The 17,046-nt window shown below is 60.1% G+C and carries 15 protein-coding genes; 10 read left to right on the top strand and 5 right to left on the bottom strand.

What is annotated here, in order from left to right:
- Positions 1–270 precede the first annotated feature (270 nt).
- Positions 271–1,899: an MFS transporter gene (locus BJ928_RS17655; RefSeq protein ID WP_047635287.1), complete on the top strand. Its 1,629-nt coding sequence runs from the start codon at positions 271–273 to the stop codon at positions 1,897–1,899.
- Positions 1,900–1,902: 3 nt separating this feature from the next.
- Here BJ928_RS17655 and BJ928_RS17650 read toward each other — a convergent pair whose 3' ends face one another.
- On the bottom strand, positions 1,903–2,781 hold the full coding sequence (locus tag BJ928_RS17650; RefSeq protein ID WP_245432409.1) for a helix-turn-helix transcriptional regulator: 879 nt from the start codon (positions 2,779–2,781) through the stop codon (positions 1,903–1,905).
- Between the two features lie 37 nt (positions 2,782–2,818).
- Between BJ928_RS17650 and BJ928_RS17645 the strand changes: the two genes are divergently transcribed.
- Positions 2,819–4,003, top strand: a complete 1,185-nt coding sequence (locus BJ928_RS17645) for an MFS transporter (RefSeq protein WP_047635384.1) — start codon at positions 2,819–2,821, stop codon at positions 4,001–4,003.
- Positions 4,004–4,062: 59 nt separating this feature from the next.
- Here the strand turns inward: BJ928_RS17645 and BJ928_RS17640 are convergent, their stop codons facing one another.
- Positions 4,063–4,623, bottom strand: a complete 561-nt coding sequence (locus BJ928_RS17640) for a thioredoxin domain-containing protein (protein WP_047635286.1) — start codon at positions 4,621–4,623, stop codon at positions 4,063–4,065.
- Between the two features lie 331 nt (positions 4,624–4,954).
- Here BJ928_RS17640 and BJ928_RS17635 point away from each other — a divergent pair, with 331 nt between their 5' ends.
- Positions 4,955–6,010 (top strand): hypothetical protein, encoded by a 1,056-nt coding sequence (locus BJ928_RS17635; RefSeq protein ID WP_245432407.1) that lies wholly within the window; start codon positions 4,955–4,957, stop codon positions 6,008–6,010.
- A 69-nt stretch (positions 6,011–6,079) separates the two neighbouring features.
- Here BJ928_RS17635 and BJ928_RS17630 read toward each other — a convergent pair whose 3' ends face one another.
- Positions 6,080–7,000: a DMT family transporter gene (locus tag BJ928_RS17630; protein ID WP_047635284.1), complete on the bottom strand. Its 921-nt coding sequence runs from the start codon at positions 6,998–7,000 to the stop codon at positions 6,080–6,082.
- 94 nt (positions 7,001–7,094) lie between these two features.
- Between BJ928_RS17630 and BJ928_RS17625 the strand changes: the two genes are divergently transcribed.
- The 5 genes from BJ928_RS17625 to BJ928_RS17605 all read left to right on the top strand — a co-directional run bounded on the left by BJ928_RS17625 (position 7,095) and on the right by BJ928_RS17605 (position 10,512).
- On the top strand, positions 7,095–7,868 hold the full coding sequence (locus tag BJ928_RS17625) for a helix-turn-helix transcriptional regulator (protein ID WP_047635283.1): 774 nt from the start codon (positions 7,095–7,097) through the stop codon (positions 7,866–7,868).
- 107 nt (positions 7,869–7,975) lie between these two features.
- Positions 7,976–8,257 carry a ribbon-helix-helix protein, CopG family gene (locus BJ928_RS17620; RefSeq protein ID WP_047635282.1) on the top strand — a complete coding sequence of 94 codons (282 nt, stop codon included), beginning with the start codon at positions 7,976–7,978 and terminating at the stop codon, positions 8,255–8,257.
- Positions 8,257–8,532, top strand: coding sequence for a type II toxin-antitoxin system RelE/ParE family toxin (locus tag BJ928_RS17615; protein WP_047635281.1), 276 nt, complete (start codon positions 8,257–8,259; stop codon positions 8,530–8,532). The genes BJ928_RS17620 and BJ928_RS17615 overlap by 1 nt, the downstream gene beginning before the upstream one ends.
- Before the next feature lie 151 nt (positions 8,533–8,683).
- Positions 8,684–9,541 (top strand): AraC family transcriptional regulator, encoded by an 858-nt coding sequence (locus tag BJ928_RS17610; RefSeq protein WP_047635279.1) that lies wholly within the window; start codon positions 8,684–8,686, stop codon positions 9,539–9,541.
- Positions 9,542–9,639: 98 nt separating this feature from the next.
- Positions 9,640–10,512: an NAD(P)H-binding protein gene (locus BJ928_RS17605; RefSeq protein WP_047635278.1), complete on the top strand. Its 873-nt coding sequence runs from the start codon at positions 9,640–9,642 to the stop codon at positions 10,510–10,512.
- 46 nt (positions 10,513–10,558) lie between these two features.
- Here BJ928_RS17605 and BJ928_RS17600 read toward each other — a convergent pair whose 3' ends face one another.
- Both BJ928_RS17600 and BJ928_RS17595 read right to left on the bottom strand, forming a co-directional pair.
- Positions 10,559–11,617, bottom strand: a complete 1,059-nt coding sequence (locus tag BJ928_RS17600; RefSeq protein WP_047635277.1) for a HAMP domain-containing sensor histidine kinase — start codon at positions 11,615–11,617, stop codon at positions 10,559–10,561.
- Positions 11,601–12,293 (bottom strand): response regulator, encoded by a 693-nt coding sequence (locus BJ928_RS17595; protein WP_047635275.1) that lies wholly within the window; start codon positions 12,291–12,293, stop codon positions 11,601–11,603. Before BJ928_RS17595 ends, BJ928_RS17600 begins: the two co-directional genes overlap by 17 nt.
- A 292-nt stretch (positions 12,294–12,585) precedes the next feature.
- Between BJ928_RS17595 and BJ928_RS17590 the strand changes: the two genes are divergently transcribed.
- Together BJ928_RS17590 and BJ928_RS17585 are read left to right on the top strand one after the other, a co-directional pair.
- The gene (locus BJ928_RS17590) at positions 12,586–13,716 is read left to right on the top strand and encodes an efflux RND transporter periplasmic adaptor subunit (RefSeq protein WP_052227902.1); all 1,131 of its coding nucleotides are present in this window, start codon (positions 12,586–12,588) and stop codon (positions 13,714–13,716) included.
- A gap of 7 nt (positions 13,717–13,723) precedes the next feature.
- Positions 13,724–16,873: an efflux RND transporter permease subunit gene (locus tag BJ928_RS17585; RefSeq protein WP_047635273.1), complete on the top strand. Its 3,150-nt coding sequence runs from the start codon at positions 13,724–13,726 to the stop codon at positions 16,871–16,873.
- Positions 16,874–17,046: the final 173 nt, after the last annotated feature.

The following is a 17,046-nucleotide window of genomic DNA, read 5'->3' as shown; positions in this document are numbered from 1 at the left end:
ACTTGCGATTCAGAAGAAGGATTTGCGGATCACGCCTTGCCGGCGAAGCCGACGGGCATCCGCCTCAGCTCACGCCAACGTCGGGTGACATCTGGAAGGAGCTCTACTGCCTCTGCAGATATTTTCGACCGTATTGGCGAGAATATTATTCCAAAATCGTTTCAGAAATTAGCAAATCACTATAGGCTCAATTTCGACTCGGCTGGGCATGCGCTTCGAGCGAGTTCGCTGCGCCCGTCGAGCAAGACAATCCTGCGAAGAAAAGCCGACATGCCCAATAGAACCTCACCGCTCGTCGCGTTTCAGTCCAAGACATTCCGCTCGCTCTGGTCGGCAACGCTCATATCCAATCTCGGCGGACTGGTCGAAGGCGTGGGCGCTGCCTGGCTCATGACCAGCCTTGCCACATCCCACGGCATGGTGGCGCTGGTCCAGGCCTCCACGACGCTGCCCGTCATGATCTTCTCCCTCGCCGCCGGGGCGCTTGCCGACAATTACGACCGAAGACGGATCATGCTGATCGCGCAGACCTTGATGCTGAGCGTATCGGCAACGCTCGCCGTTCTGTCCTACAGCAATGCCCTGACGCCGTGGCTGCTGCTTTGCTTCACCTTCCTGATCGGCTGCGGCGGCGCTCTCCACAATCCGTCATGGCAGGCCTCGATGGGCGATGTCGTCCCACGTGAGCATCTGCCTGGCGCCGTGGCGCTCAACAGCATGAGTTACAACCTCATGCGCAGTATCGGACCGGCGATCGGCGGCGTCATCGTTGCAGCCGCAGGCGCGGCTTTCGCCTTTCTCTTCAACGTCTTCTGTTATTTTGCCCTGATCATAACCCTATGGCGCTGGAAGAAAGCGCCCGTGACCAACAGCCTGCCGCGCGAACCCTTCGGCAGCGCGATGTCGGCCGGATTTCGCTACGTGCTGATGTCGCCCAACCTGCTCACGGTGATGTGCCGCGGCTTCGTCTTCGGCCTGACCGCAATCGTCATTCTGGCGCTGCTGCCGCTTGTTGCGCGCGACCATGTGCATGGCACCGCGATCACCTATGGCACCATGCTCGGCTTCTTCGGCTTCGGCGCGATCTGCGGCGCAATGCTGATCGGCCGTATTCGCGATATACTGAGCAATGAATGGGTGATCCGCGCCGCCTTCTTTACGCTGGCGGTCAGTTGCTTTTTCCTGGCGCTCAGCAATCAGGTATGGCTGAGCTGTCTTCTCCTCATGCCGGCCGGCGTCGCCTGGGTGCAGGCCTTCTCGCTGTTCAACGTCACGGTTCAGCTGTCGACGCCGCGCTGGGTCGTCGGCCGTGCCTTGTCGCTCTACCAGACCGCCACTTTCGGCGGCATGGCGGTGGGCAGCTGGCTCTGGGGCGAATTGGCCGACGCGCACGGCGTCACCGGCGCCCTATTCATCGCAAGCGCGGCTCTTGGTATAGGCGGCCTGCTTGGCCTCGTGCTGCGGCAGCCCGACTTCGAATCCCTCAATCTCGACCCGACGAACACCTTCAGCGAACCGCAGCTGCAGCTCGACCTGCGCTCCAGGAGCGGACCCATCCTGGTCATGGTGGATTACAATATCGAGCAGGACGACGTGCATGAGTTTCTGGCCGTCATGGCGCAACGCCGCCGGATGAGAATCCGCGACGGCGCAAAACAATGGTCGCTGTTGCGCGATCTGGAAAAGCCGAACACCTGGACGGAGAGCTACCATCTACCGACCTGGATCGACTATGTCCGTCACAGCCAACGCCAGACACATGCGGATGTCGAGGTTGCCGAACACCTGGACAGACTGCATCGCGGCGACGGGCCGCCGGTCATCCACCATATGATCGAACGACAGACGGTGCCAAGGCACGACGACATGCCCCTGAAGCCCTATCTCGACGCGACATGACATTCACGGCTGGAGATTTGCTCCGCCGGTTTCATTTCCCGCATGCTGGCGAGCCATTTCGCGTGGCGAATAACCGAAGGCGCGCTTGAACATGGTCGTGAAAGCAGCAGGATTCCTGTAACCGAGGTCGATCGCGATCGTCGTCACCGGAACGCCTGCGACAAGCCGTGGCAATGCAGCATGCAAGCAGGCCTGCTCGCGCCATTTGACGAAGCTGAGCCCGGTCTCCAGGCGAAACATTCGGGTGAATGCGCGGCGGCTCATGCGCATGTGGCTAGACCACAGATCGATCGTATCATGCGTCGTCGGCTGCCGCAGAAAATCCTGACACTTTTCGGCGAGCATCCTGTTACGCGGGATCGGTAACGACAGCGGCAATGGTCGCAACCTCGCCAGCTCGTGCAGAAGCAATGCCATCAAGGCACCGGCCCGATCATTAACATCATAGTCGACAGGAATATCGACTGCCTCGGCAATAAGAGTGCGCAGGAGCGGCGATATCTCGACCACCTGGCAATGATCCGGCATCGTCTCGATCGCTTCGGGCTCGATGTAGAGACTGCGCATGCTGACTTTGCCGAGCATGCGCACGCTGTGGATCACGCCCGGCGGTATCCACATGCCGCGCTCCGGCGGCATGACGAGCGTGCCGTCCGGGGTGGTCACGACCACCACCCCGGAAAAGCCATATAATAGTTGCGCGCGGCGATGCTGGTGCGGATCGACACGGTGGCCGTCTCCATAGTCATTGCCGAGGGCAATGAGCGGGCGGTCGACATCGATGAATGGATCTATGCGGCTGTTCCTGACCATTCTGGCCCAGTCTCGTAAGAATTGCGCCTTGTCGCGGTAGCGGGCGATGATGTTTTCCAATATCAGCACCGCAGATCATTGAAAAGTGAGAGCCATGAGCCAGGTCATGAACCCGCCCCGCGCGGCCACTACGATATATCCGGTCCTGATGGTAGCCAGTCTTGGCCATTTCATCAACGATGTCACCCAGGCTCTGCTGCCGGCAAGCTATCCGGTGCTGAAGACAGGCTTTGACCTCAGCTTCACCCAGCTCGGCGTCCTGACCTTCGTCTATCAGATCACCGCCTCTATCCTGCAGCCCTTCGTCGGTTGGTATACGGATGGACGACCGCAACCCTATTCATTGCCGTTCGGCATGGCCTGCAGTTGCGTCGGCATGATCACGCTCGGAATGGCCTCGAACTATCCGATGTTGCTGATGGGCGCGATGCTGCTCGGCCTCGGCTCCTCGATCTTCCACCCGGAAGCATCGCGGATCGCGCGCCTGGCATCGGGTGGGAAACACGGCTTCGCGCAATCGGTGTTCCAGGTCGGCGGCAATTTCGGCAGCTCGCTTGGGCCACTGCTGGCCGCCTTCTTCATTCTTCCGCATGGTCAGCATGGAATGGCAATGCTTGCGAGCCTGGCATTCGTCGGCATTCTCATTCTCGCAGGCTTGGGCCGCTGGTATCAAGTCAATGGCAGTCACCTGCGCGCGCCGGCAAAATCAGGCAAGGTCCACAAGGCGCTGAGCCTGTCGCGTGCCCGCGTCGGTCTTGCTATTGCCGTCTTGATCGCCCTGATTTTCTCGAAATATTTCTATCTCGCGAGCTTTACCAGCTACTATAATTTCTACCTCATGGCTCGCTTCGGCGTCACCGAACGGTCGGCGCAGCTCTGCCAGTTCGTGTTCTTTGCCGCCGTTGCCATTGGAACGATGGTTGGCGGCCCCGTGGGCGACCGCATCGGTCGAAAGAAGGTCATCTGGGGCTCGATCCTCGGCATCCTGCCCTTCACCGTCGTCCTGCCTCATGCCAATCTTGAAACGACGATCGTCCTCAGCGCCATCATCGGCACGGTCATTGCGTCGGCCTTTTCCGCAATCGTCGTCTACGCACAGGAATTGCTGCCCGGTCGCGTCGGCATGGTCTCCGGCCTGTTCTTCGGCTTTGCCTTCGGCATGGCCGGCATCGGGGCCGCGGCGCTCGGCGTGCTTGCCGACCATACCAGCATCGAATTCGTCTTCGAGCTCTGCGCCTTCCTGCCGCTGATCGGACTTTTGACAATCCTGCTGCCGAACGTGGAAGACTGAGGACAATCGAAACGGGCAAGGCGTCGAGATGAAGACATCGACGCCTTGCCTTTCGCCTCCTACGAGGCCGAGACTTTCTTCACCCAGGCTTCCACCTCGTCGCCACTGCTCATGTCGGCCTGCACCAGCCCGTCGACCATGAAGGTGGGGGAAACGTGGATGCCGTTCTGTCGGGCATATTTGCAATGCCACTTGATCTCGCGGTCGAGATCCGGAATGGCAAAAGCCTCCTTTAACGCAAGTCCGCTGTAGCGCTCCAGACGCTCGATCAGCTCGCTCGGCGTTACATCCATATTCGGGCCGCCGGCATGATCGGTAAATTCAAACTCCTCGCGATGGGCAGCGATCGCGGCCATTGCCTTGCGCGCCATCTCCTTGCCTCCGGGAAGCGTCGAAGCGGCAAGAATGCAACGCACCAGAACGCCTGAATACAGATGCCAGGGCTGCGATTGCAGACGGATCTTGACGGTCACTCTATCCTCGCCGGCCTGGGCCAGAAAGGCATCCAGCTTGTTGAAGGCTCTGACCGAAAAGGGGCAGGTCGGTTCCAGAAAAACTTCGAAACTGCGCGGCCCGTGGCCCCAGCTTAACGGCTCCGCATGCCAGGCAACATTGGTCATGTCGATCTCCTTCCTCGATCTCAAAATCCCGCATTCGCACGGAAACTAGATGGGCCAGCCTCAGCCGGTCAATGTGGCGAGACAAAAAGGTCACACCGCGCAAGCGTTTGCTGACCAGATCGTCATGAGGTCGAGGATGTTCTGCAACCGGGTATTGAGCAACGAGGCAAGGCGCCTATTTCACGCGTTGCAAAATGTAGGCGCCAAGTCAAACCCCCAGGATTTTGCGAAGCATAGCTTCGCTCCCTGCCTTGCGGATGCCTATGCAACCATTCGGAGATCCAGGCAGACAATGACATTCCCGACGATTAAGCTTCCCCAGAGAGCCCTCATGCTTGCTCAGGGCGTGATCACGACGCCGAAAGTCAGCTATTTCGCCTTGCTGATCCTGATCGGGCTCACCGTTTTCATGACAGCTTACGAAGCGCCAGGCATATTGAGGGATTGGGCGATCAGTCAAAATCCCGTCGAGCCCGTCAATGGCGATATTCGTGACGGAAAATGCTCGACCCAGAGAGGCTTCTTCACCAGCTGCGAAGCGCATCTCAACTACGCCTATAACGGTCAGACCTATGACAAGAGCGTCGAGATCATGTTCGTCGACATCCATGCCGGCGACTATGACACGAATGTCGTCATCTCCCGTGACCATCCGGAACTGGCGACCCTCAGCCTCGGCCTCGATATGCTCTGGAACCGGATCATAACGCTCGCCGTCTTCGTTGCCCTTCTCGGCGGCGCCGGCATTGCCATGATCTTCCAGATCCTGCGCGGCTGGTGCGTCCGCGGTCAATTGCAGCAGGCTGCTCAGCTCGAGCCGGTTCCGGTCGAAATCACGGCGGTCCAGCGCCGTGGCAAGCAATTGACGGTCGTCTATGCTGACAAGATCGCCGCCAAAAAGACCGGACGATCGGCTCAAACGCGCTTCGAGCCGGGACAGGAACCTCTGGTCGTCGGCGAAAAGGACGGCAAGGCAGTGGCTCTTGCCGTGTGGCATGGCAATACCGCTCTGCCAGTACTTATGGATAGCCAATTGCAGCGGATCGACATGACGGCTCAGGAACGCGCAAGCATTCTCGCGCCACTGACGGCGGAACTTGGCAGTCATCCGCCTGAGCTCGTTGTGCGAGGTAAGAAAGGGCCGTCCATCTTGGCGCGGCTTGGCAGGCTCGTCCTGGTGATCCTCCTCATCATCGCCGGCATTTTCGGCTACTGGATCTGGTATGTGACCAGCGCCGGCTCGCAATTCACCTCGCCCGGCATGGACATCAATAACATGATGCCGACTCCACTCAACCGCTGGGGTTGCGATCAGTTGAAGAAGCGTTTCGGTGACCAGAGAGCCCCCTTCGGATGCACCGCCTCGGACTATACAAGCTGGAAGTGACGCTCGATCTGCATCGATGGACGCGGCCTCTGCAGAGAAGCCCGCGTCCATCCGTGACGCCTTAGATCTTCACTCGACGACCTCGGGCATGGCGGGCGGTGCGCTGCGCAACGGCCGACGGAAGAGCTCCACGCAGGCGACCCCCACGAGTGCGGCGCCTCCGCCGATGACGTGATAGGCGCGCACCGGCTCGCCGAGCATGACGATGGCGCCAATCGCGGTAAAGACCGGCAAGAGGTTCATGAAGGCTGCGCAGCGATTGGGTCCGAGAATATGAACACCGCGCACCCATAGGAACGGAAGGACGACCGAGGCGAGACCGCCGGCATAGCCGATGAGCGGCAGGGTTTCGGCATTCAGCGAACGCAAGGACGCGGGCGTTGCAAGAAATGCCGGAAACATGATCACCAGGGCGCAAATCGCCTGCATATAGGTCGATTGCCAACCGGCGACAGGCAGGTTCCAGCGCTTGAGCAGGACGCCATAGACCGCATAGCTCAGCGCCGCTATGAACATCAGCGGATCGCCGAGATGGACGCCGTTGCGCGCAAGCGCAGCCGGGTCGCCGGCGCTCACCAGATAAATCAGCCCGACCAGCGACAGGATGCCCCCGCCGACCATGCCGACAGTCGGCGTTTCCTTCAGCACGAAGGCGCTCAAGGCCACGGTAAGCAGCGGCGTCAAAGCCGTGAACACGGCCATGTTCGTGGCCGTCGTTGTCTCCGCCGCCAGGTAGGAGAGGCTCTGGAAGAAGCACATGGCAAGAAAGCCGAGAATGGCGAATTGCCCGAGATGCGGCCAGATGACGAAGCGGTTCCGCCAGGCGGGGACGGCGACGAAGGTGCTCATCAGCAAGACGGCGAGAAGCAGGCGGTAGAAGGTGATTGCCTCCGGACCGATCGTATGCGCCGACAGCCTGGAAACGATGACGTTTCCGGACCAGAGGATGATGGCAATGAGGGGATAGAGAAATGCTAGCTTGTTTTTCATGTGCGATAACCATGGAGAATGTGAAGGCTCTGGCTTATCGTCTTGATGTTGGTTCGTATCACTCTATGATGACCATAACTGTAGAGATTGGGACATGCAGAGCGATCCGACCCGCAAACATCTCGATTTTCATGATACGCATCGCGCCATGGCGGCGATGGACGTCAACTATTCGGATGGCGCCTCGACGGGCTGGCACTCGCATCCGCGCGGCCAGTTGCTCTATGCGATCGAAGGCGTGATGATCGTGCGGTCGGCCGAGGGGTCGTGGGTCGTGCCGCCCAGCCGGGCTCTGTGGCTGGCGGCGGGCCTGGAGCATGATGTGAAAATGTCCGGCGAGGTCAAGATCCGCACCGTCTTCATCGATGCAACGGCGATCCGCAACATGCCGGAAAAAAGCTGCGTCATCGAGGTTCCGGCGCTTTTGCGCGAGCTCATCGTTGCCGCCGTTGACGTTCCCCTCGATTACGCGGAAGGCAGCCGGGACGACCGTCTGATGCAGCTGCTCTTGGACGAGGTGCGCGTCTCCGATGTGCTGCCCTTGCATCTTCCCATGCCGGAAGATCAGCGCATCAAGCTGATCTGCGAAGCAATCACCGAGCACCCCGCCGATACGTCGACCGCAGGCCAATGGGCCGACCGTCTGGATGTCACGGCCAAGACGGTGCATCGCCTCTTCACCAAGGAAACGGGCATGAGCTTTGCGCAATGGCGCGAACAGGCGCGGCTCCTGTTTGCCTTGCGCAAACTGGCGAACGGCGAACGCGTCATCGACGTCGCCTTCGATTGCGGCTACGCCAGCCAGAGCGCCTTTACCGCAATGTTCCGACGCCATTTCGGCAAACCGCCATCGGAATTCTATCACTAGATATTATTAGCCGGGCAATCAACGAGATAGGCAAGGTCCCCGCTGATCGCATTATTGATCGATGCAAAATCAATCACTATGATTAGAAGTAAATCAAACATTTCAGAATGGATGATCGCGTGGCAAGCCCGGCAACCAAGATCTTGACTGCGCACGTACCGCTTTCGCTGGCCGAAAAACTCGATCTGATGACCGAAAGGCTTGCGCGCTCCCGGGGCTGGATCATGAAACAGGCTCTGGCTGCCTGGCTTGATCAGGAAGAAGAGCGCGAGCGGCTGACCCGCGAAGCCCTTCGCGACGTCGACGATGACGATGTGATCGACCATGAGGCCGTGCAGGCATGGGCCGACAGCCTGAGCATAGGCGAGCCACTGCCGGCTCCACGCTGATGGAGACTAAATGGACCGGCAAGGCGCTATCCGGTCTCACTCGCCGGTATGAATTTCCGGCAGCAGTCAACAAGCCGGCAGCCGTTCGCACAATGCAGTCTCTGACCAAGGCGCCGACCGTTCTGCTGGCCAATCCGCGAATTGGGGAACGGTTGTTCGAATTCAAACCACGCGAAGTCAGGCGGCTCCTCGTCGGCCACTACGAGGTCCGCTACGAAATTCAGCAGTCGACGATCTACGTCTTGAGGCTATGGCACACCAGGGAAGATAGATAGTTGGCCTTCCTGTCACCTTGAGCAAACGCCGAATCGCCTGCATGGACACTGATCCAAAGATCGGCTCGACCGGGCGCTCCATCCTATCTATAATTCAGGGATCAAGATCGCTCCCGGTTCGGAACGGTGGATTTGGCGGAGGCGCGCAATCATGGACCAGCTCAATCCCGCGGCCACTCCCCTCCTCTCCAGCAAGGGACGCGGCTGGCAAGGTCTGGAAGCAAGCTTCGTTCGTATTCAGGCGGGCCGTATCCATGTACCGGGATCGCCAACACATCGGCTCGGCATTCATTTCGGACGGGCCGTAAATGCCTTTTGTCAGTGCGATGGCCGGCAGCATCGGCGCCGGCAATCGCATGGCGATATCGATATCGTTCCTGCCGGGCTGGATGGCTGGTGGGAAGATGACCGCGATTGCACCATTCTCCGTGTGGCTGTCCAGCAGGAACTCGTTCACGCCGCCGCTGAAGCGCTCGGGAGAAATCCGGACACCGTTTCTCTCGCACCCAAATTCCAGCTCCGAGATTCTCGCTTGGAATCGATCGCCTGGGCGCTCAAGGCCGAAATCGAATCCCCTGCTCCATCGGACAGAACCTATGCAGAAACACTTGGATTGGCGCTGGCGATCCGCCTGGTGGAAGGCAATGGACACAGTTCGTCCGGCACCATGCCAACCGGCATCACCCTGACGAACCGCCATCAACGACACCTGGCGGATTTCATCGAAGCTCATATCGATCAGTCGCTCTCCCTTGCCGATCTCGCCGCAAGTGTGGGTTTGAGCGTATCGCATTTAAAGCCACTCTTTCGCGCCACTTTCGGTATGCCGATACACCGATACATCCTGACGCGCCGCGTCGAGCGCGCGCGATTGCTCATCATCTCGACCGAGATGCCACTCGCCGAGATCGCATCGGCTGCAGGCTTTGCCCATCAGAGCCACATGACACACTGGATGCGGCGCATCCTCGGCCTCACTCCCGGCACACTGAGCCGAATGCATTCATAAGTTCGATTGTCGTCCAAACCTGCAATCGGTCATCCGAACCTGTGCGACCCAGCGGCATACATGGCTATGCTGCTGGAAGATTGACAGGAGAAGACGCAATGCATGCAATTCTTGGCGCCAACGGCAAGGTTGGCCGCACGACCATCGCCGCTCTGCGCAAGGCCGGTGCCCCGGTTCGCGCAGTTCTGCGCGATGCCTCGAAAGCACAGGGGCTTGTGGATCTCGGTTGCGAAATCACGATCGCCGATCTGTATGATCATCAGGCCCTCGCCTTAGCGCTTGAAGGCGCAAGCGCGGTCCAGATCATCTGCCCAGTCGATATTCGCGCCCCTCAGGCTCATTCCGGCATGCAACGATTGATCGGCTCGCTTGGCGAAGCCCTGACGGCCGCCAAGCCGCAAACCGTCCTCGCCATTTCCGACTATGGCGCGCAGCATAGCTCCGGAACCGGGGTCACCTTGATCTTCCACGCGCTCGAGGCGCGTTTGCGCCAGTTGGATACCAAGCTGATCCTGCTGCGATCGGCCGAACATATGGAAAACTGGGCACGTATGGCAAAGGGAGCGGCGGAAAGCGGGCGATTGCCGAGCTTCTACGATCCGCTGACCAAGCTGCTTCCGACCATCTCCGCCTTTGATGTCGGATCAATCGCCGCTGAACTGCTCCTGGAGAAGCAGGAGGCCGCTTTAAGAGTGGTCCATGCGGAAGGTCCTCGGCGCTATACGCCGAATGACGTTGCAGCCGGCATCGGCATGCTGACCGGTCGCAACGTTGTCGCCGAGTTGCTTCCCGGGACCGAATGGCAGGCTGCGCTGATGCGAGCGGGCCTATCGGAAGACTATGCGCGATTGTTGGTCGAGCTCTATCTTGCCCATAATGCCGGCCGAATAGACGCGGAGAAGGATGTCGGCGAGATCCGCCGCGGCACGACCGAGTTGACCGAAGTCCTGCAGCGGATTCTCAGCGCATAGGGAGAAGCGACAAATCTCATCCATGCGCTCATCTCTCCGCGAGGTTTCAACTGCGGGGGATGGCCAGGACGACAGTCGTGCCGCCACCCTTGCGGCTGTCGATGGTGGCATGGCCGCCATGCGCCTCGGCTATCGCCTTGACGACGGCAAGACCAAGACCTGATCCTCCGCCCCGTCGCGTTCTGGCATCGTCGGCTCTCCAGAACCGTTCGAATGCTCTTTCGCTTTCCGCCGTCGTCATGCCCGGACCGTCATCCGAAACCATGATGACGCACAGGTTGTCAACGGCATGCGAAGCCACCCGCAGCGTCGAGCCGGGAGCATAGCGCGCGACATTATCGATGAGCGCAAGCATCGCTTGGCGGACGCGCGCCCGGTCGGCGATGACAAGCATCTTCTGCAAATCGGTTTCGATTTTTATGCTGAGGTTCGAAAGCGTCGGCTTCACCGAATCGACGATATCTCCGATTTCTTCTCCGACGTCGAAGCGCGATTGCTGCAGCTCCATGCGTCCGGCATTCATCAGCGAGAGCGTCCGCAGGTCATCGACGATGCGGGTCAGCGCATCGATGTGTCCGATCAACCCCCGGAACACTTCCTGGCTCGGTTCGAACACGCCATCCGCCAGCCCCTGCATGCGGCCGCGCAGGATCGTCAGAGGCGTGCGCAATTCGTGGGCAATCGCCGAATTCGAATATTGCAGCTCTTTCTCGGCCCTTTGCAATTCCTCCGCCATACGGTTGAAGTCGTTGATCAGGCGATCCGCTTCGCCAAAGTTGCCCTCGCCGGTCGCCCGGCCGGCAAAGTCTCCGTCAGCAATAAGGCGTGCAGCCTCTGTCACCGCCGTCAGGGGTTTGACAAGACGCCGGGCAAGCCGCCATCCGACATAGGCGCCAACCGCCTGGCCGATCGCCACGTTGATAGCGAGGACGACAAAATCGCTGGCAGCCCAGTCGTCAGAATTTCCAGAATTCTTGAACAGCCAATCGTAGACATAGCCATAGATCAGAAACCCGAAGAACATGACGGAAAGAGCGACGAAGGCGACGATCGTCGTCGACCAGATGATTTGCCTGTTCAGGCTGTTGCTAACCGAAGTCGCCAAGGCGGTAACCCACTCCCCTGACGCCGTTGAGGAGTTCGCCGACACCGGCGGCATCCAGCTTTCGGCGAAGCTTGCTCATGTGGCTGTCCACGGTACGGTCGAGCGCATCGCCCTCGGGAAGGCAGGCATCGACGATCTCGCCTCTCTCGAAGGCCCTGTTCGGGAAGCCCGCCATATATTCGAGGATGCGGAATTCGGTTCGCGTCAAGTTCAGCAGCAGACGGCTCTCGCCGTCCTCGACGACGGCCATATGCGCGATCGGATCTATGGCAAGCTTGCCGACCCTCAGGACCTTGTTCGTCGCACTGCCGGTCGCCCGTCTCAAAATGGCCCGCGCCCGCGCCACCACCTCGACAGGATTGAACGGCTTGACCACGTAGTCGTCGGCGCCCGAACGCAGCCCGTGCAGCTTATCGAGGTCATCGGCGAGCGCCGTGACCATGATGACAGGCGTATTACCCCTTTGGCGGATGGTGGCAAGCACAGTGTGACCATCGAGTTTCGGCAGCTTGACATCGAGGACGACGAGATCGGGTCTCAGCCGCTGGTGATGCGAAAGGCCGATCTCCCCATCCGAGGCGGTCAGCACGCGGAATCCCTCGCGCTCAAAGTAGCGCTCGAGAATATCCGAGATCTCCGGCTCGTCCTCGACAATCAATATCAGTGCATTTTCCATCCGGGGCTCCTTCACCAGAAGGAAACGTCAGACAGGGCCTCCTCGTCAACATTCCTCTGTCCACGTCCATGAAACCTCCACAAAACGTCGACCAAAGACCAACATTCCCAATATTTGCTTAGGCTCGGACGAAAGTGCCACTCGCGCCGGGCGTTGAAGCGACCCTTTCGAATAGGTTCATGCCGTCAAGACGCGGAACGACGATCTTACCGCGACACGGTCAATTGGGAATACATCTATGCGATCTGCATTTGAACTGCCTTGCTGGAAGGCAATATTGGCGGCAACGGCGATGCTTGTGCTGGCTTCCGGCCATCTGCGCGCCCAGGAGAGCGGAGAAATGCCGCCACCCGCCGTCAGTGTCCTGGAAATCAAGGCACATCCCGTGCCGGTCATGAGCGAGCTTCCGGGCCGCATCGCCGCTACCAGGATTTCCGAGGTACGAGCGCGGGTCTCGGGCATCCTCCAGGAACGCGTCTTCGAACAGGGCAGCCTCGTACATCAGGGCGATGTCCTCTACCGGATCGACCCGAAACTGTTCCAGGTGCGAGTAGCAAGCGCAAAGGCGGCTTTGCAGAAAGCAAAAGCCATTCAGGCCAATGCCAAGCAGCAGCTCGAGCGCCAGCGCTCGCTGCGTGAGCGCAATGTCTCGACGGCTGTCGACTACGACACCGCCGCCGTCAATCTCGCCCAGGCCGATGCCGACGTCGCAGCGCAGGAGGCTGCTCTCGACGAAGCGCAGATCAATCTCGATTATACTGAAGTGCGCGCCCCCATCACCGGCATCATCGGCGGCGCGCTCGTGACCGAGGGAACGCTTGTGACAGCTGAAGGCGCATCCAATCTCGCGCTCATCCAGCAGATCGATCCGGTCTATGCTGATTTCACGCAATCCGCACAGGATCTCCTGGCTCTGAAACGCGCCGTCAGCGAAGGCAAGCTGCAGAGCCCGGCGCCCGGACAGGCATCCGTCGAACTCGTTTTCGATGGCGGAACAAGCTATGCAAAGCCGGGCAAGCTCTTGTTTTCCAACGCGAATGTCGACCCCGGCACGGGGCAGGTCACGCTGCGCGCCGAATTCCCCAATCCCGATGGCGATCTGCTGCCGGGCATGTATGTCCGCGTGCGGATCGAGCAGGCCGTTCAAAAGAGCGGCATCACCATTCCGCAAAGGGCGGTGACAAGGAACGCCGAAGGCAATCCTCAGGTCTTCGTGCTCGCCGCAGATCAAACTGCGCAGGTGCGCAACCTCGTCCTCGGCGCGTCCCTCGGAGCCGAATGGATCGTGCTTTCCGGGCTGAAGAGCGGCGAAACCATCATCGTCGACGGGGTCCAGAAGGTCACGCCCGGCGGCAAGGTCGTCTCCGAACCATGGACGCCGCAAAGCGCCGAGCCGAATACCTCAGATCAGGCCGCAAAGTAATCAAATCATGGCACAGTTCTTTATCCGGCGACCCGTCCTCGCATGGGTCTTTGCTTTCTTCATCATGATCGCCGGGATCATTACGATCCCGATATTGCCGGTCGCGCAATATCCCGCCGTCGCGCCGCCGCAGCTCTCCATTTCCGCCTCCTACCCCGGCGCCTCTCCACAGGAAATCTATCAGGGGGTCACCCGGCTGATCGAGGAGGAGCTGAACGGCGTCCATGGCATCGCTTATTTCGAGTCGACCTCGGACAATTCCGGCTCGGTGAGCATCAACGCCACCTTCGTCTCCGGAACCGATATCGGCAAGGCGACGGTCGATGTGCAGAACGCCGTCCGGCGCGTCGAGGCGCGGCTGCCGCAGGCGGTCCGTACGCAAGGCATTCAGGTCGAGGAAGCCAGCGCCGGCTTCCTGCTGATCGCGGCTCTTACCTCGACCGACGGCAAGATGGACGAGATCGCGCTCGGCGACTACATCAACCGCAACGTCCTCGGAGAACTGCGCCGTTTACCCGGCGTCGGGCGCGCTCAGGTCTTCGCCTCGCAAAGGGCGCTTCGCGTATGGATCGATCCCGACAAGATGGTCGGCCTTCACCTGACGGCGGCCGACATCAGCGCGGCGATCGCCGCGCAGAACGCACAGGTCGCAGCCGGCCAGATCGGTGCCATGCCCAACCCCGTCAGCCAGGATCTGACCGCGACCGTCATTGTCGAGGGCCAACTCAATAGCGCGAGGCAATTCGGCGACATCATCCTTCGCGCCAATCCCGATGGCTCGACCGTGCGCCTGCGCGACGTCGCCCGCGTCGAAGACGGTGCCGAAACCTACTCGACGGCAAGCCGGCTCAACGGTAATCCGAGCGCGGGCCTCGCCATCCAGCTGTCCTCGACCGGTAACGCCGTCGCCGTCTCGTCGGCGGTAAAGGCAAAGATGGACGAGCTGTCGAAGTTCTTCCCGAAGGGCGTCGAGTATTCGATACCCTACGACACCAGTCCCTTCGTCAACGCTTCGATCGAGAAGGTCGTGCATACCCTCATCGAGGCGATCGTGCTCGTCTTCATCGTGATGTTCGTCTTCCTGCAGAACTTCCGCTACACGCTCATCCCGACGCTTGTCGTGCCTGTCGCTCTGCTCGGGACCTGCGCGATCATGTATGCGACGGGATTCTCCATCAACGTGCTAACCATGTTTGCCATGGTGCTTGCGATCGGCATCCTCGTCGACGATGCGATCGTCGTGGTCGAGAATGTCGAGCGCATCATGGCAGACGAGGGCCTGCCGCCGAAGGCCGCGACGCAGAAAGCGATGAAGCAGATTACCGGCGCCATCCTCGGGATTACGCTGGTATTGTCCTGCGTCTTCATTCCGATGGCGTTTTTCCCTGGGGCTTCCGGCATCATCTACCGCCAATTCTCGCTGACCATGGTCGTCTCGATCATGTTCTCGGCCTTCCTGGCGCTGTCGCTGACACCGGCGCTCTGCGCCACCTTCCTGAAGCCGATCGATGGAAACCACCATGCGAAGAAAGGTCTCGGCAGCTGGTTCAATCGCAAGTTCGACGGGATGACGGCCGGCTACGCGAAGACCGCCGCCGCTCTTGCACGCCGGTCGGGACGCATGATGGCCGTCTACCTCGCCCTTGCCATCGGTCTCGGCTACCTTTTCGTCAACTTGCCAGGCGCCTTCGTGCCGGAAGAAGATCAGGGCATCCTGATCGTCGACATACAGGGGCCGCCGGAGGCGAGCGCCAATCGTACGCTCGCCTCGCTGAAGCAGATCGAAGCCATCTTCAAGGCCGAACCGGCTGTCGAGAACGTCTTTGCCGTCCAGGGCTTCAGCTTCTCCGGAAACGGCCCGAACTCGGCCATCGCCTTCGTCACGCTCAAGGACTGGAGCGTGCGGCCGGCCGCCAGCTCGGTGCCGGAGATAGCCGCGCGCGTCAACGCACAGTTCGCCGGATTGAAGGATGCGACGTCCTATGCGCTCTCGCCGCCGCCGATCGACGGCTTCGGCGCGACGAGCGGCTTCTCCTTCAGGCTCCAGGATCGCGCCGGACGCGGCCAGAAGGCGCTGAAGCAGGCCGGAGACGAGCTGATGGCAAAGGCGGCCAAGAGCAGCCTGGTGACGAATGTCCGCGTCGAGGGCATGCAGGAAGCTGCACAGATCATGCTTGCGATCGACCGAGAGAAGGCAAACACCTTCGGCGTCAGCTTTACCGATATCAACGATGCGATCACCGCGAACCTTGGCTCGTCCTATATCAACGACTATCCGAACGCAGGCCGCATGCAGCAGGTCATCGTGCAGGCGGACGGCCGCAGCCGCATGCAGGTGGAAGACATGATGAAGCTGAACGTCCGCAACGCCAGCGGCGGAATGGTGCCGCTCTCGTCGTTTGCGACCGCCGATTGGCGCAAGGGTGATCCGCAGATCGTCGGCTACAACGGCTATCCGACGATCCGCATCACCGGCGAACCGGCTGCGGGCAAGTCCTCAGGCGCCGCGATTGCCGAGATGGAGCGTCTCGCATCCGAACTTCCTCAGGGTTTCGGCTATGAGTGGTCAGGCCAGTCCCGCGAAGAGATCGCCTCCGGCAACCAGGCGCCGATCCTGTTTGCCTTCAGCATCCTCTTCGTCTTCCTGCTGCTCGCTGGCCTTTATGAGAGTTGGTCAATCCCGCTGTCGGTCATGCTCGTCGTGCCGCTCGGCATCATCGGATGCGTGCTGGCGGCGATCCTGCGCGACATGCCGAACGACCTCTATTTCAAGGTCGGGCTCATCGCGATCATCGGCCTGTCGGCAAAGAACGCTATCCTGATCGTCGAGTTCGCCAAGGATTACTATGCTCAAGGCAAGCCTTTGCTCGAATCGGCGGTCGAGGCGGCCCGCGTACGCTTCCGTCCGATCGTGATGACCTCGCTTGCCTTCACGCTCGGCGTCGTGCCGCTGGCGATCGCAACGGGGCCAAGTGCCGCCAGCCAGAATGCGATCGGCACCGGCGTCCTCGGCGGCATGATCTCGGCGACAGTCCTTGCTGTCTTCTTCGTCCCGGTCTTCTTTGTCTTTGTTCTGTCCCTCCTGCGGACCAAGAGACCGGTCGAGGAGAAAGGTGCGGGCGCCGACGTCCCGCCCGCACCTGCCTCTCATCCCTGACCCGATCGGTTCGCTAGCAATGATAGTGTTACGAATCCAAATTTTCCCAAGCTAAATCAAACAGGTATATGACGCATGCAAAGTGGTTTTATGAGTTTGAGCTCTAGCAGCATCAATCAAAGAACGGATGGGGCGATGTCATGTCTGGATGGCGCCCGTTTGGCAATGTGATT

This window comes from Rhizobium sp. WW_1, from assembly GCF_003610155.1.
GTDB classification, from domain to species: domain Bacteria; phylum Pseudomonadota; class Alphaproteobacteria; order Rhizobiales; family Rhizobiaceae; genus Rhizobium; species Rhizobium tropici_A.
This window is presented reverse-complemented; position numbering and strand designations above follow the sequence as displayed.